Genomic DNA, 16,574 nt, shown 5'->3' on the forward strand with positions numbered 1-16,574 from the left:
TTACCCCATCTATATGCCTTGAATGAGATGAGCATGCCACCTTTTGTGTAAACCTTCCCAGTTTATTGGTCCTTGCCTTCCCGTTGTGCCAGTTGTTCAAAATCCTGCGGCCAAGGGTCTGCCACTTCAATTCGTGCACCTGTTAGTGGATGAGCAAAACTCAGTGTCTCACCATGAAGCGCTTGTCGACCAATAGAATCCCTTCTGCCTTCATATAACTCATCTCCAACGAGGGGATGTCCTGCATAACTTAAATGCACCCGAATCTGGTGTGTGCGTCCTGTATCCAGTGTCAGCCGGACAAGGGTCGCCCTATCCCATACCTCCACGATCTCCACGTGAGTTACAGCGTCCTGCCCACCTTCAGAGATACGTCTGCGTTGCTTGTGATGCCTGTCCTTCCCAATCGGAGCATCAATTGTATTCAGCTCCATGGATATCTGACCGCCTGCAATGGCGACGTAATGGCGTCCAATGTCTTTACGGCGCATCGCTTCATCCAGTTTCGCGAGGGCAAAAGCATTTTTGGCATATAAAACAGGTCCAGTTGTGTCCTCGTCCAGACGGTGAACATGGCGTACATTCGTCTGAATTCCATTCATTTCGTAATAAGACGCAACCGCATGATCCAGTGTAATCGCTTGATCCGCCCGGCTCCCATCGGGATGAAGCTTCATTCCGGCCGGTTTATGCACGACCAGACAGAAGTCATCCTCATACAGAACATCGATATCCGCCCAACGCGGTTCAACATCGATCGGCTGAGACGCAAAAAGGGCCAGCCGAAGCCGGTCCCCTGCGAGTTGTATGCCTTGGTTCGTCTTTAGCTGACGCAACATTTTCTCTGGTAACTGAAGCTCAGACAAGAGCCATTGCTCTGCAGCCGTTTGCCTGTCTGAACTGCCTGTCACCGCTTTGCCTGGCATTAGCTCAAGCCATTCCCCACGACGTTTCCAACTTTTAATGGTCATAATGATTGAAGAGCCTTACGGTTTGCCTCGATCGTATCGTCAATATCCTGCTCCGTATGCACGCCAGAAACAAACATGCCTTCGTATTGGGAAGGTGCAACACTTACACCCTGATCAATCATGGCCGCAAAGTAACGACGGAATTGATCGAGATTGCTTTCTTTAGCAATATCATAATTCGTAACCGGAACAGCACTGAAAAATGGACATACCATCGAACCAACACGGTTAATCGTTATGGCTACACCCGTCTCTGCTGCATTCTTCTCAAACCCAGCCTGCAAGCGTGCAGACAGTGTCTCCAGACGATCATAGACCTCCGGTGTCAACAATTTGAGTGTCGTATAACCTGCTGCCATAGCCAGTGGATTACCGCTCAGTGTACCTGCCTGATAGATCGGTCCGGTCGGAGCAATCTGTTCCATCAGATCACGTCTGCCGCCATAAGCGCCCACCGGAAGCCCGCCACCGATTACTTTACCCAGACAAGTCAGGTCAGGTGTAACGCCATATCGTCCCTGTGCACAGTTCAACCCTACACGGAAACCGGTCATGACTTCGTCAAAAATGAGCAGACTGCCGTATTGAGACGTCAAATTGCGCAGGCCTTCAAGGAAACCCGAAACGGGTGGTACAACTCCCATATTACCTGCAACAGGTTCCACAATGACGGCGGCCAGTTCTTCGCCATAACGTTCAAAAGCAAGCTTCACTGACTCCAGGTCATTGTATGGAACCGTAATCGTATTCATAGCCACACCTTCAGGAACACCAGGGCTGTCAGGCAGACCCAGTGTTGCTACACCAGATCCTGCTTTGATCAGCAAGCTATCGGCATGCCCGTGATATGATCCTTCAAACTTCAAAATTTTACTGCGTCCGGTTACACCACGTGCCAGCCGAATTGCACTCATGGTTGCTTCCGTACCGGAATTCACCATTCGTACGATATCGATCGAAGGCACACGGTCACAGACGAGTTTAGCCATCTCGGTCTCCAGCAGTGTTGGCGCACCAAAGCTTGTTCCTTTAAGGGCTGTCTCACGCAAAGCTTCCACAACGTCAGGATGCGCATGTCCCATAATAAGCGGACCCCAGGATCCCACATAATCAATAAAAACATTGCCATCAATATCATAGATTTTGGAGCCTTCTCCGCGCTCTGCATAGATCGGGGTAAGCCCCACCGATTTGAACGCCCGAACGGGACTGTTCACACCCCCAGGTATGTACTGCTTGGCTTCTTCAAATGCGCTGCGTGAGCGCTCATCATTGCGACGAGTTCCTTGTTGTGCAGTCATGAACATCCTCCTTAACATAAATTTATTTCTCGGCCAACCAGCGTGAAGCGTCTTTTCCGTAGTACGTAATAATCATATCTGCCCCCGCACGTTTCATACTCAGCAGAATTTCCATGGCCACTTTCTTCTCATCAATCCACCCTTGAATCGCCGCTGCCTTCACCATGGCATACTCTCCACTTACGTTGTAAGCAACCAGTGGCAGATCAAAATTGTCCTTGATTGTACGCATGACATCCAGATAGGACAATGAAGGTTTCACCATCAACATGTCCGCGCCTTCGAGCACATCGGTTTCGGCTTCACGCAATGCTTCACGCGCGTTTGCCGGGTCCATCTGATACGACTTGCGATTTCCGAATTGTGGCGTGGAATCCGCAGCTTCGCGGAATGGACCATAGAATGCTGAAGCATATTTTACGGAGTAGGACATGATTGGAATGTGACTGAAGCCATTCTCATCCAGTCCGGCACGAATCGCTTGGACAAATCCATCCATCATGTTGGATGGTGCAATGATGTCCGCTCCAGCTTTAGCCTGGGATACCGCTGTTTTCACGAGCAGCTCCAATGATTCGTCATTGAGAACATCTCCGCAAATGTGACCGTCCACTTCCACGGTGTGCACCATGCCACAATGACCGTGATCGGTGAATTCGCACAGACAGGTATCAGCAACAACCAGCAGCTCAGGATACCAGGACTTAATCAGCTTCGTTGCTTCCTGTACAATGCCATCTTCAGCAAATCCAGACGAACCAACACTGTCTTTGGTTTCAGGAATACCGAATAAGAGCACAGCCGGAATACCCAGATCGGCAATCTCCTTCACTTCTTCCTGCAGACGATCCAGCGAGAAGCGGAATACGCCCGGCATGGATTTGATTTCGGATTTTACATTTTCACCATAAGTAACATATATGGGTTGGATAAAGTCATCCACAGTCAAATGGGTCTCTCTCACCATATTGCGAATACCTGTGGATTGACGTAAACGGCGATGCCGCACAATTGGAAAACTCATACGTGTGAAACCTCCCTGAATAGTAATGTGGAGCAAAAAGCGAAGCGCGCCGGTATCGTAACGAATTCAGCACGCTTCATCTATCGATTGCGGTTCAATTTATAGGTTTAACGGGGAAATACAGCTTCTGTAGCAGGCTTTCGTTTCCACTCAGACAACACAGAAATCAGACTCTCAATGGTTGCTTCTTCAGCCATCATTGTGACCTTCAAGCCTGCTGCTTCTGCCGTCTTCGCTGTAACAGGCCCGATACATGCAACCTCTACATTTTCCAATAAAGATAAGGGGTCCTGCAATCCCATTCGTTTCAGAATACTCATGAAATTGGTGACTGTGGAAGAACTCGTGAAGGTCATCGCATGAATGCCGCCCTCTTCAAGCAGCTTCAGCAGTTCATCGTCATCCTCGCCAGCCAGAATGGTGTCATAGATAATCGCCTCGGTGACCAGAAGTCCCCGCTCCCTCAACTGTTCAGGCAACCAGGAGCGTGCGAGATCTCCATGCGGTAAAAGAACCCTCTGCCCTTCCTTCAGTTCACTTTCAAAAGCTTCAAGCATACCTTCGGCCTGAAATGGTCCTTGGATGACTTCCGCCACGATGCCATACCTACGCAAAGCTTCCCCAGTGGAAGGCCCTACCGCCGCAATTCTCGCTTGATGAATGGAGCGAATATCTTTTCGCTGTTGCTGCAAATGACGGAAAAAGAATTCCACCCCGTTTACACTCGTGAAAAATACCCAGTCAAACGTATTTAACGCACCAAACGCCCGTTTGACACTTTCCTGTGCCGACTCCCCTGATGGCATCACGGTCTCAATTACCGGAAATTCATAAGGTTCACCGCCAAGTTCCTCGATCCGGTTGACCAATTCACTAGCCTGACTGCGTGCTCGCGTCACCAAAATGCGTTTGCCAAACAGCGGCAGTGCTTCCGCCCATTTCAATTGTTCGCGCTGGTTCACCACCTCACCAACAACAATGACAGCGGGTGGTTGAAAATTCGCAGCGATGACTTTTGCTTCAATATCTTCAAGCGTACCTGTGATCGTATCCTGCTCTGCTCTTGTTCCCCATCGAATCAATGCCACTGGTGTTTGCGCAGGGCGTCCGTGGCGAATCAACTGTTCGCTGATATATCCAATTTTGGAGACTCCCATCATAAATACCAGTGTGCCTGTTGCATTCGTCACTTTATCCCAATGAATACTGCGATCAAGCTTGTCCGGACTCTCATGCCCCGTAATGATGGAAATAGAGGAAGCATAGTCGCGGTGGGTCACAGGTATTCCAGCGTAAGCAGGTACACTTATTGCTGAGGTTACACCAGGTACGATTTCAAAAGGAACGTCGTTTTTGCGCAGCAGATCAGCCTCTTCACCTACGCGTCCGAATATCGTCGGGTCTCCCCCTTTAAGCCGGACCACAACCTTGCCTTCCAGTGCGAGATCAACCAACAGCTGGTTGATTTCTTCCTGCTTCATCGTATGTCGATCCGGCCGTTTACCCACATATATCTTAACCGCGCCGGGCTTCATTTGTTTGAGTAATCTTGGACTAGCCAACCGATCGTAAACAACAGCATCCGCTCGACCGATCGATTCCCAGCCTTTTACCGTAATCAGCTTGGCGTCCCCTGGACCTGCACCAACCAAAAAGACCTTCCCCACCATGTCTTCATCCCCTAACTTCTGCCAGTATCTGCTCTGCTCCCCGTTCAATCAATCTCCAAGCCACTTCTTCCCCAAGACGAACCGGATCTTTGCCCGTCATTGCTTCTTTAAGAATCAGTCCACCGTCCGGCGTACCGACCATACCTGTTAATTGTAACGTGTTTTGTCCATTCGGGGAATCTGCATCTTGCTGTTTCACCCATACGGCATGAGCTCCAATCGGAACCTGACAGCCCCCATTTAATACACTAAGGAAGCGACGTTCAGCCAACACAGGAAATGCGGTTTCCGGATCGTTGTACAACTGCAACAGATGGAGCAGTTCCGCATCGTCTTCACGGCATTCAATGCCAAGCGCACCCTGACCTACTGCGGGAAGACAAGCTTCCTCTGACAGATATTCCGTAATCCGATCCTGCCAGCCCATTCGATACAGTCCAGCGGCAGCCAAAATAATAGCGTCCAAACCTTCTGTCTCCAGCTTGCGCAGACGGGAATCAATATTGCCACGAAGCGATTCGAGTTGTAAATCCGGACGGTATGCTTTCAGTTGACTGGATCGACGCAGACTGCTCGTTCCCACTCTTGCACCTTCTGGCAATTGATCCAATGTGAGTCCACCATTCGAAATTAGTGCATCACGTGGATCCGCACGGCGCGGAACAGCCCCGTTTGTCAACCCTTCGGGCAACTCGGAAGGCATATCCTTCATGCTATGAACAGCCATATCAATCGTACGATCCATCATCGCCTGTTCAATCTCTTTGACAAACAGTCCTTTGCCTCCGACTTTGGACAGGGTTACATCGAGAATTAAATCTCCTTTTGTAACAATTTTATGTACTTCAAAATCAAAAGCTAATCCTTCCCGTTCACAAATATCACGTAAATCTTGAATTACATGGCCTGTCTGGGTCAAAGCAAGTGCGCTTTGTCTGCTTCCCACTTTAATTGTCCGCATGTCTACATGTCCTCCTGATTATGGGATATCCAGTCCCCAATTTGTTCTTCGGTCCACCACTTAAACTGACCTGCACGGATCTTTTCCAGTACATTCATTTCGGTTAAACGACGGAGTAATTTAGCTCTGACACCTGGTGAAGATACACGTGCCTTTACTTCCATCCTCATCTGATACAAAAATTCAATATATGTCTCGTACTCATCTCCGAATTGCTGTTCCAATGTGTCACGAATTTCCGCTGCGGCTATAGGCCCTGCTCCAGCGGTCGATATCGCAATGCTCAGTCTGCCACGCCTGACCACACTTGGTGTAATAAAGGTACTTCGCTCAGAAGATATAGCGTCATTAACCAGTATACCCGCATCTTCAGCTTCTTGGACAACAGCTGTGTTCACTTCACTATGGTCCGTTGCTGCATATACGAGAAAGGCCCCCCGCAAATCTCCATTGCGGTAGGACCGGGCCAGCCATTGAATTCGGGAATCATGATGCAATTGTTGTAACGTTGGCGTAACTTCCGGACTAATCACCTTAATTTGCGCTTCCGCATGAAGCAAACCTTTTATTTTACGTTCAGCAACACGTCCGCCTCCAACCACGCAGCAGGATTTCCCTGATATATCTACAAATATTGGCGTGTACCGTTCCATCCCTTCACTCTCCCGTCCAACGATGAAACGCTGAATACGCATTGGATAAAAAACTGATAATGACAAAGCCGTATCCGATCAGCGTCCATCTCGCCATAATAACTGTGGAGAACTGTTTTCTTCTCTTAAAGACGAAGTACCCCACATAGATCGCTATGGCAAGCCCCGTTGCAATAACCTTGAGATCCAAGAGCAGGCTCCAGCGCGTTTCGGCTACAATGGACAATACCGCGAGCATGATAGAAACACCAAGGAGAGGTGTGCCAATCAGTGTAGCCCCATCCATATATTTGCCGATCACTTCGAGACTCGGCAGACGACGTACGGTATCATTCCATTTCTTATTCTTCAGCTTGCGGTGCAAAAACAGATATAACATGGCAAATACAGCACCCACCGTCAAAGCCGCAAAACCAAGATTGGCCAAGGTGATATGCATAATAAGCAATCCATGCACTGTCTGCCAGTTATGCAGAGATATCTCACCTGCTGTAAACCACAACCGGTTCAACACTGTAACCGAGAAACCAACCACGTTCAGCAACAAAATGACAAATTCGGAACGTTGAATACGAGTCATCACTAGAGACATTAGTACGATGCTAAATGAAAATATAAACAAAAAATCAAACGTTGTGTAGATTGGAAAATGCCCTTCGGTTAACATACGTAAAATGACATGGAACACCTGAAGTGCCCATACAACAACAAGAAACCCTGTGCCTGTCCGCTTCGCCCCCGCATTGCGTCGAATGCAGTCCGAGAAATAGAACAGTAGGCTCAGGGCATACATATAGATTAAAGCTTCATAGATTTGTTCAGCTAGGGTCAAGCTGCCCACCCGCCTTATACGCCTGCCGGAGCATAAGCCGGCACGGGGTCTTGCCGGGAATCGTTAAGATGAACGGCATCCGGTTTGCGCAGAGCCGTGGCATCGCTCTGATTTACTTTCTCAGCGGCCCCCTCTACGGCATCCTCCAGAGCAAAGATCTGAGTAAACATGCGCAGCGCTTCATCACCATGCTTGGTACCAGCCATTTCCTTAATCCGGTTAATCGGATCTGTCGTCATTTGATTCACGATGCTTTTCGTCAGACGGCGGATAACTTTACGCTGATGTTCATCCAGTTCAGGCAATTTATTAAACAGACTATCCATCGTTTCTTCATGAATGGAAGCACCTTTTTCCTGCAATGCCCGAATGACAGGACGAACGCCCAAGGTTTTGAGCCATTGATAATAATCTTCCATCTCAAGTTCAATCATTTTCTCGATCTTGGCAGCTTCCACCTTACGCATCTCCAGATTGCTCTCCACGATTCCTTCCAAATCATCAATATCATAAAGGAATACATTGGATAACTCGCCGATCGCCGGATCGATATCCCGCGGAACAGCAATATCAATCAGGAACAGTGGACGCGATTGACGACGCTTCATGCTCTCTCGAACCACAGTGGCATCCAGTACATATCTTTCGGCCCCCGTCGAACTAATGACAATATCAACCTCGTTCAGTCGCTCTAGTGCCTGTTCCATCGTACAAGGGGTCCCCCGAAACTTCGCTGCCAATTCCTCAGCTCGCGCAAGTGTCCGATTCGCCACAATGACTTCGGAGGCTCCATTGGTATACAGATGTTTTACTGTAAGTTCACTCATTTTGCCGGCACCCAGAATCAGCACCTTCTTATCCGTGAACATACCAAAGATACGCTTGCCTAGTTCTACAGCAGCATAACTAACAGATACCGCACTCTCTCCGATCGAAGTCTCCGAATGTGCCCGTTTGCCCAATGTAACAGCCTGTTTGAACAGCATGTTAAACCAGGTCCCAGTAGCTTTCTCTTCCTGTGCTTTGAAGAAAGCCTGTTTCACCTGTCCAAGAATCTGAGTCTCACCAATAACCATGGAATCCAGCCCACAAATGACACGGAACAAATGGCGCATGGCTTGATCATCTTCATATATATATAAGTGTTGCGTAAATTCTTCCCGCGGAACATTAAACCATTGTTCCATGAACGTCCGAATAAAATAACCACACATGTGAAGACGGTCTACCACAACATACAACTCGGTACGGTTACATGTGGCTACGATTACACCTTCCAATACACTCTTGGTCAGCTTGAGCTGCTGCAGCGCTTCAGACAAGTCCTTTTCTGCAAATGTGAATCGTTCCCTAACCTCTACAGGCGCCGTGCGATAATTCAAACCAACGACAACGATGTGCATTGCAAGTTCACCTGCCTAATAAATTTCCAATCAAAGTGTTTTCTACATATGTTCATCCATTTATGATTGACATGGTTAATTATATCACACATCCATAGTATGACCGGGCCATTTTTATGAAATGTTTATGAAATCCCCATGTAAATCATCTTATGCATTGTCATTTATTGTAGTGTCTCACCAATCTTCACCGTTATGCGTTAAATACTTGTTTTAATGATAAAGATTCATGAAAATCCCATATAAAACAAATAGCCATGGATGGCTCCATGACTATTCAGGTTTGGGATGATCTTCGTTCCATCCCGATATGTGAACATTATTCATGCTGTCGTTATTCAATCGCGTTTCTTTGCGTACTTGGTTCCTTTATTCTTTTCATTTCAATGAGATTAAAAATAACATCTATCCAAAGGGAATGCAACCCCTTTAGGAAGATCAGAAAATAAAAGATTCGTATCCATCAAACTCCCGAAATCAAGAAATCCCCTTTCGCTTCTACCTGGAATGTACCAGATCAGAGCATTAGGGGATGGTTAGTTAAATACTTGTATAATTCACTCTTTTGGGTCAGTAGGCTTCAAGCTCAAACAGCCGTTTCTGGTGGCGCGCAAGCTTTTTATCAATCTGCTGGAGTTGATCAGAAGTAGAAGCATCCATTCTTGTATCAAGTAACGAATCAACCTCGGCGTATAACCGGTTTATCTCGCGTTCAATATCTCGAGCCTGAAACACACGCTGCAATTCAAGCAACGTATTTTTGTATTCGTAGATGACACGGGTATTCTCGCCGATCTGCTCCACAATTTTACGGACAACGCCCTGCGTATAAACATACGTCATGGTAAACTCCTCATAAATGCGATGAACAACGCCATCACCCTTAAAAGTCATAAAGAGCTTCCGGACTACGTTCGTCAGATAATGGTTTACCAGGCGGCAAGATAACTCACAGATGTAAAACCCTTCCCTACGATCAAAAGGGAAATGAACTTCTTCTCCACTCACATCTACGAGCACAATTTCCTGGCAGCCATTCTCCATCACCTTCACTCGTTGATGAATCCGGCCATCTTCTGTCATGCGTAAAAACTGATGCATCTGGGGTTCTGACAATTTCAAAGTGGCTTTAACATACTCTGTGGCTAATCGCTGAGCCATAAAATCTCCTCAATTCTTTCCCGATTGTTTTGTCTTCCTGCACATGTGGCAGTGATCTCAAAATTCTTCAGGTCGGCAAGGCCGCTACTTTGGTACTGTTGGCGCAAATGCACCTATACTCATTATACACTACCGTATAGCTATTTCGCCCCAAAATAAAACAATGAATGTTCACGAAAATCCATAAAATATGGATTAATCCTTGATTGCATCAAAGATCCACCCCAGTTGCTCGCTTTCCTGCATCAAAATGGCGTAATCCCCGGTTATCCGTTAATTTCGTGGTCTGCGTGATTTTCCTCAGCCTGTGACTCTTCTTCCGCTGAAGCTTGACCGATTCCGGCAAAGCGGGTAATGATCTCCCATAATTCTTCTTTTCCTAAACCTTCTTCCGATGAAAACGGTACAAACAGATCACCCGGGCGAAGATCCAAAGCTTCCTTGATGACTTTAATATGTTTGGCTCTACGCGTTTTTGGAATCTTGTCCATCTTCGTCGCAACAACTACCAGAGGCAAGCCATGATGGCGGAGCCACTCATTCATCATCATGTCATCCTTGGACGGTTCATGTCTCATATCCACCATCTGCATGACCAGTTTCAATTCTTCGCGTCCCAACAAGTACTTCTCCATCATTTTGCCCCAGGCAAAGCGTTGCTCTTTGGAAACTTTAGCGTAGCCATATCCCGGGAAATCGACGAAGTAGAGATCCTGATTGATCTTATAATAGTTCAGTTGCTGTGTCTTACCAGGGGTAGAACTCGTCCGTGCCAAGTTTTTACGATTAATCAAACGGTTGATCAAAGATGATTTCCCTACATTTGATCGTCCCGCCAAGGCAATCTCGGGCAGGCCGTCCTCGGGGTATTGTTCAGGCCGAACGGCACTGATAATAAATTCGGATTGATTTACTTTCATAATGTATCTGTCCTCTCTTGAATCCTGTGCTCTTAATTAGAGCTGCTGTTGGTATTATGCCATGGATTGTTCTATCATACCAAAAAAACCGTTCCAGCGGACGCCAAAGCTTCCGCAGAACGGTTTACTCTTCATACGATCCCTCGTTTAACGGACTACAGGTGTATTCCTGCCTGTTCCACAAGCGCATGTTGCAGCACCTGATCCATATGGGCTACAGGAACAAATTCCACATCTTCTTTGATGCTGTCCGGAATATCCCGCAGGTCCCGTTCGTTATCCTTGGGCAATAATATTTTTTTGTAACCGGCACGGTGGGCCGCCAGTGATTTTTCCTTAAGTCCGCCGATCGGCAACACACGGCCACGAAGCGTTATTTCGCCCGTCATAGCAATGTCCTTGGAGACATGTTTGTTCGTCAGAGCAGAGATCAACGCAGTCGCCATCGTAATCCCAGCAGATGGTCCATCCTTCGGAATGGCACCTTCTGGAACGTGGATATGGATATCGTTCTTCTCATGGAAGTCAGACGGAATACCAAGCTGTGCAGCTTTGGATCGGGTGTAGCTGAATGCCGCCTGAGCCGATTCCTTCATGACATCGCCCAGTTTACCTGTCAGCGTCAGCTTGCCTGTACCAGGTACAACGGTAACCTCGATCACGAGGGTATCTCCACCCACTTCAGTCCACGCCAATCCCGTCACAGTACCAATCTGATCTTCCAGTTCGGCCATACCATAGCGGAATTTACCCGGACCAAGGTAATCCTTCACTTCATCTGCTGTAATGTTAATCTGACCTTCCACACCAGACACGATGTTTTTGGCCGCTTTCCGACACAACGAAGCCATCTGCTGTTCCAGATTTCGCACGCCGGACTCTCGTGTATATTCACGAATGACACGCAACATGCTGTCATCCCCGATATTCAGCTGATCTTCTTCCAGACCATGATCCTGTTTCTGTTTCGGCAGCAAATAGTTTTTGGCAATTTGCAGCTTCTCCAGCTCGGTATACCCCGGAATATTGAGCATCTCCATCCGGTCCAAAAGCGGACGTGGAATGTTATGCACTGTGTTGGCAGTTGTAATAAACATAACGTTAGATAAGTCAAACGGCAACTCTACAAAGTGATCACTGAATGTGTTGTTCTGTTCAGGATCAAGTACTTCGAGCAACGCTGCGGAAGGGTCTCCGCGGAAGTCTGAAGCCATTTTATCGATCTCGTCCAGCAGGAATACCGGATTGAGTGAACCCGCTGTCTTCATGCCCTGAATGATACGACCTGGCATTGCACCCACATAGGTACGTCGATGACCGCGAATTTCCGCTTCATCTCGCACGCCACCCAACGATATTCTGACGAATTCACGTCCAAGGGATCTGGCGATAGAGCGGGCAAGCGACGTTTTCCCGACCCCTGGAGGTCCAACCAGACAGAGGATCGGTCCTTTAAGCTTTTTCACCAGCTTCTGAACAGCCAGATATTCAAGCACACGTTCTTTCGGTTTTTCCAAACCGTAGTGATCTGCATTTAACACATCTTCAGCCTTTTGAATATCCAGATCGTCAGCTGTCAGCTGCGTCCAAGGCAGTCCCAGCAGCCAATCCACATAGTTGCGGATAACGCCACCTTCGGCAGAACTTGATGGCATTTTCTCCAGCCGATCAATTTCTTTCTCAACCTTTTCCTTCACCTTGTCCGGCAAGCCAAGAGCCTCCATTTGATTTCGGAGTTCCTCAACCTCCCCGGCACGGCCTTCTTTCTCACCCAGCTCTTTTTGAATCGCCTTCATCTGCTCACGCAGATAGTACTCTTTCTGGGTTTTCTCCATCTGTTTCTTCACGCGCTGGCTGATTTTGCGTTCAAGCTCCAGTACTTCCCGCTCATTGTTCAGGATGTCCAGCAACTTCTCCAGCCGTTCACGAACGTCGATGGTCTCCAAAATCTCCTGTTTGTCCTTGATCTTCAAAGACAGGTGACTGGTGATGACATCGGCCAAGCGACCTGGTTCTTCAATATCAGACACAGCCGCAAGTGTCTCAGGTGTAACCTTTTTGGACAGATTAATATAATTTTCGAACTGGTTCAGAACTGTACGCATCAGCGCATCTGTTTCCGGATGACTGTTCTCCTCTTCAGGAAGCTCTTGTGCCAGAACCTCATAGTATTCCTCGTTGTCCGTATATTCAATGATTTCAGCCCGTTCCAAGCCTTCCACAAGTACACGAATCGTCCCGTTTGGAAGCTTCAGCATCTGTCTGACCTTGGCAACCGTTCCGATTCTGAAAATATCCTCTTGTGTTGGTTCTTCAATATTTACCTCGGCTTGGGAACATAGGAGAATCAAATGTTCTTCTACCATCGCTTTTTCTAAAGCCTTGACCGATTTCTCCCGGCCCACATCGAGATGCAGTACCATACTCGGGTAGACGAGAAGTCCTCTTAAAGGCAGTAAAGGAAAACGACGACCTTTCGCTTTGCTCGGTCCCATCGCTTTCGCACCTCCAATGGCTCTCAGGTTGTAGTCATTCATTATTCTATCAAATGTTCACATAAAAAACCAATGAAGGGAAGCGCTTAGCAGCTTCCCGAATCTGTAACCTGTCCTGGACGGGGCAAGTCAGCACGTAAATAGGATGCGGATGCCGGCGGGAAAATCTCCGGTGCAGGTGTTGCTGTCTCCTCCGCAAGGTTGATTTGTTTGGCTTGCTCCTCATTAGGCACCCAGTCAAATACTTCTCGGAATACGTCTTCAACGGTATCGACCGGGATAACTCGTAAGCCATCCAGATTTTCAAAGATGGACTGCCAGTTCTCTGCCGGAATAATGACCGTTTTGGCGCCCGCCTGGAATGCAGCCTCCACTTTGGCGAGTACACCGCCGATCGGTTTTACCCGGCCATGAATACTGATCTCGCCAGTCATCGCTGTCTCATGGTCAATCGGACGCCCCTGGATGGCTGATGTAATGGCTGTCGCCATGGCAATCCCCGCAGATGGGCCATCAATTGGCGTTCCACCTGGGAAGTTGACGTGTAAATCATAGTCGTTAGGACGAATGCCCATGGCCTTTAATACGGTTATCACATTTTCAACCGAGCCTCTAGCCATGCTTTTTCGCCGGAGTGTGCGCGAACCGCCTCCAATCTCTTCTTCATCCACAACTCCCGTGATGTTAATTCGTCCCTGATCTCGAAGAGTCGGAACAGCGGATACTTCAATCTCCAGAATGGTGCCCATATTCGGTCCATATACGGCCAAGCCATTCACAAAACCGATCTGTGGCCGCATAGGCACCTTGCGATCTGGCCGGGGCTGAATCTGGCTGCTGCTAGCGACCCATTCCACATCCGACGCCTGCAGCGTTTCACGTTTTTCAGTCAAAGCCAGCCCAGCAGCGAGTTGAATGATATTGACCGCTTCACGGCCATTGGTTGCATAGCGCTTAACCACATCAACTGCCTCTGGACATGGACTGAATCCGATTTTCTGTACAGCGTCTTCCGCAATTTGCCCGATTTCTTCCGGCAGCAATGGACGGAAATAGACCTCCATGCACCGCGAGCGCAAGGCTGGAGGCAGTTCATGGGACGATCGAGTCGTCGCTCCGACAAGACGAAAATCGGCTGGCAGACCATTTTGAAAAATATCGTGGATATAAGCAGGAGTATGCGTGTCTTCCGAGTTATAGTACGCACTTTCCAAAAACACCTTGCGGTCCTCCAATACTTTCAGCAGTTTATTCATCTGAATGGAATGCAGTTCACCGATCTCATCAATAAAAAGCATCCCTCCATGCGCTTTGGTAACGGCACCGGGTTTCGGCTGTGGAATGCCTGCTACGCCCATCGCTCCTGCTCCCTGATAGATCGGATCATGCACTGAACCAATCAAAGGGTCAGCAATACCCCGTTCATCAAAACGCGCCGTCGTGGCGTCAAGTTCCGTGAATTTGGCATCGGCCTTGAAGGGAGATGACGGATTCTTTTTGGCTTCTTCCAAAACCACCCTTGCAGCAGCTGTTTTACCTACCCCTGGAGGTCCATATATAATGACATGCTGTGGATTAGCACTGCATAGCGCGGCTTTAAGGGCGCGAAGTCCGTCTTTTTGCCCTACAATGTCATTAATGGTTGCCGGACGTGTCTTCTCTGACAGGGGCTTGGTGAGTGAAATGGAGCGCAACTTCCGCAGCTTCTCCAGTTCCTTGCGGGATTCACGCTCCACCGCACCGCGATTCGTTTTCTGCCCTCGAAGTAAATTCCAGAAATACAAACCGATCACCACACCAAAAAATAACTGAATCATCATTATGACCATACCAAATTCCATGTCTCAACATCCTCCTGTTCTAACCCTATTCTCATACGAGATCATGCTAATACTTGGTAGTATAGCCTTTTCACCGAGACGTAAACGGGTGATCAGGAAATTGTATGTTTGAGAACAAAAAACAGCCCGTCAATGCTGACGGACTGTTACAAAACGATATATAAATCAATCAGTGCGAGCGGCCAGGAATAACGCCTGTCGCTTCATAAGACTCCACGATTTTGTCAATCTCTTTTTTCAATTCCTCAACCATGATCTCTTCTGGCACTTTACGGATCATTTTACCATGACGGAATAACAAGCCTTCTCCGCGTGCACCGGCAATACCGATATCCGCTTCCTTGGCTTCACCCGGACCGTTAACAGCACAACCCAGCACCGATACTTTGATCGGCACCTTAAGTTTGGAGATATACTCTTCCACTTCATTCGCAATGGAGAACAGATCGATATCCAAACGGCCACAGGTAGGACAGGAAATCAGCGTAGCTGCATTTGAAATCAGACCAAAGGTTTTGAGCAGGTCACGAGCAACCTTAATCTCTTCAACCGGGTCCGCACTAAGCGATATCCGCATCGTCGAACCAATGCCCATGGATAACAAGGCACCCATACCGGCAGAACTTTTGATTGTACCAGAGAACAATGTACCCGCCTCGGTAATGCCCAAATGCAACGGATACTTGATGATCTCAGCCGCTTTGGAATAAGCCTCAATCGCCATCGGCACATCCGATGCTTTGAGAGACACGATAATATCGTGAAAATCCAATTCTTCTAGAATGCCAATGTGATAAAGTGCACTTTCTACCATAGCATCAGCTGTTGGATAACCATATTTTTCGAGCAAATGGTTCTCCAGAGAACCTGCGTTTACCCCGATCCGAATCGGAATACCCTTCTCTTTACAAGCTTTGACGACTTCCTCTACTTTGGAACGTTTACCGATATTGCCGGGATTAATCCGTACTTTATCGATGCCATTCTCAATCGCAAGGAGCGCCAGTTTATAATTAAAATGGATATCCGCTACGAGCGGAATATTAATCCGTTTTTTGATTTCCTTGATGGCTGCTGCAGCTTCCTCATTGTTCACCGTTACACGCACCACTTGGCAGCCTGCTTCTTCCAAACGCAAAATCTCTGCCACGGTTGCCTCAACGTCTGCCGTTTTCGTTGTACACATGCTCTGGATGATGACTTCGTTGCTGCCACCAATCGTTAAGTTACCCACTTTTACGGGTCGTGTATCTTGTCTTAAAAACATGAGTGATTTCTCTCCCCACAACGTCAAAGCTCCACCCTGACAGAGACATGAATTCGCCTTCTGCCAGGAGTGGAG

At 47.9% G+C, this 16,574-nt stretch carries 13 protein-coding genes; all 13 read right to left on the minus strand.

Features of this window, described 5'->3' with window-relative positions; all coding sequences use genetic code 11:
• Nucleotides 1-62: 62 nt before the first annotated feature.
• The 13 genes from PTQ21_RS30395 to ispG all read right to left on the minus strand — a co-directional run bounded on the left by PTQ21_RS30395 (nt 63) and on the right by ispG (nt 16,499).
• On the minus strand, nt 63-971 hold the full coding sequence (locus PTQ21_RS30395) for an RluA family pseudouridine synthase (protein WP_274568302.1): 909 nt from the start codon (nt 969-971) through the stop codon (nt 63-65).
• Entirely contained in the window at nt 968-2,272 is a 1,305-nt protein-coding gene (gene hemL, locus PTQ21_RS30400; protein ID WP_079696600.1) for a glutamate-1-semialdehyde 2,1-aminomutase, read from the minus strand. Before hemL ends, PTQ21_RS30395 begins: the two co-directional genes overlap by 4 nt.
• Nucleotides 2,273-2,294: 22 nt before the next feature.
• Nucleotides 2,295-3,296: a porphobilinogen synthase gene (gene hemB, locus PTQ21_RS30405; protein ID WP_274568303.1), complete on the minus strand. Its 1,002-nt coding sequence runs from the start codon at nt 3,294-3,296 to the stop codon at nt 2,295-2,297.
• Between the two features lie 107 nt (nt 3,297-3,403).
• Nucleotides 3,404-4,966 (minus strand): uroporphyrinogen-III C-methyltransferase, encoded by a 1,563-nt coding sequence (cobA, locus tag PTQ21_RS30410; protein WP_274570589.1) that lies wholly within the window; start codon nt 4,964-4,966, stop codon nt 3,404-3,406.
• A gap of 4 nt (nt 4,967-4,970) precedes the next feature.
• The gene (gene hemC, locus PTQ21_RS30415) at nt 4,971-5,927 is read right to left on the minus strand and encodes a hydroxymethylbilane synthase (RefSeq protein ID WP_063566721.1); all 957 of its coding nucleotides are present in this window, start codon (nt 5,925-5,927) and stop codon (nt 4,971-4,973) included.
• A gap of 2 nt (nt 5,928-5,929) precedes the next feature.
• Nucleotides 5,930-6,622 (minus strand): precorrin-2 dehydrogenase/sirohydrochlorin ferrochelatase family protein, encoded by a 693-nt coding sequence (locus PTQ21_RS30420; RefSeq protein ID WP_256336667.1) that lies wholly within the window; start codon nt 6,620-6,622, stop codon nt 5,930-5,932.
• Nucleotides 6,585-7,412 carry a cytochrome c biogenesis protein CcsA gene (ccsA, locus tag PTQ21_RS30425; RefSeq protein WP_371121670.1) on the minus strand — a complete coding sequence of 276 codons (828 nt, stop codon included), beginning with the start codon at nt 7,410-7,412 and terminating at the stop codon, nt 6,585-6,587. The genes PTQ21_RS30420 and ccsA overlap by 38 nt, the downstream gene beginning before the upstream one ends.
• Before the next feature lie 14 nt (nt 7,413-7,426).
• On the minus strand, nt 7,427-8,815 hold the full coding sequence (hemA, locus tag PTQ21_RS30430; protein WP_063566719.1) for a glutamyl-tRNA reductase: 1,389 nt from the start codon (nt 8,813-8,815) through the stop codon (nt 7,427-7,429).
• A 570-nt stretch (nt 8,816-9,385) separates the two neighbouring features.
• A complete protein-coding gene (locus tag PTQ21_RS30435) occupies nt 9,386-9,976 on the minus strand; it encodes a hypothetical protein (protein WP_063566718.1) in 591 nt (196 codons plus the stop codon).
• A gap of 266 nt (nt 9,977-10,242) precedes the next feature.
• Nucleotides 10,243-10,896, minus strand: coding sequence for a ribosome biogenesis GTP-binding protein YihA/YsxC (gene yihA / locus PTQ21_RS30440; RefSeq protein WP_063566717.1), 654 nt, complete (start codon nt 10,894-10,896; stop codon nt 10,243-10,245).
• Between the two features lie 155 nt (nt 10,897-11,051).
• Nucleotides 11,052-13,391, minus strand: coding sequence for an endopeptidase La (gene lon, locus PTQ21_RS30445; RefSeq protein ID WP_072735421.1), 2,340 nt, complete (start codon nt 13,389-13,391; stop codon nt 11,052-11,054).
• An 86-nt stretch (nt 13,392-13,477) separates the two neighbouring features.
• On the minus strand, nt 13,478-15,232 hold the full coding sequence (lonB, locus tag PTQ21_RS30450; RefSeq protein ID WP_274568306.1) for an ATP-dependent protease LonB: 1,755 nt from the start codon (nt 15,230-15,232) through the stop codon (nt 13,478-13,480).
• A 169-nt stretch (nt 15,233-15,401) separates the two neighbouring features.
• The gene (ispG, locus tag PTQ21_RS30455; RefSeq protein WP_063566714.1) at nt 15,402-16,499 is read right to left on the minus strand and encodes a flavodoxin-dependent (E)-4-hydroxy-3-methylbut-2-enyl-diphosphate synthase; all 1,098 of its coding nucleotides are present in this window, start codon (nt 16,497-16,499) and stop codon (nt 15,402-15,404) included.
• Nucleotides 16,500-16,574: the final 75 nt, after the last annotated feature.

This window comes from Paenibacillus marchantiae, from assembly GCF_028771845.1.
GTDB classification, from domain to species: Bacteria; Bacillota; Bacilli; order Paenibacillales; family Paenibacillaceae; genus Paenibacillus; species Paenibacillus marchantiae.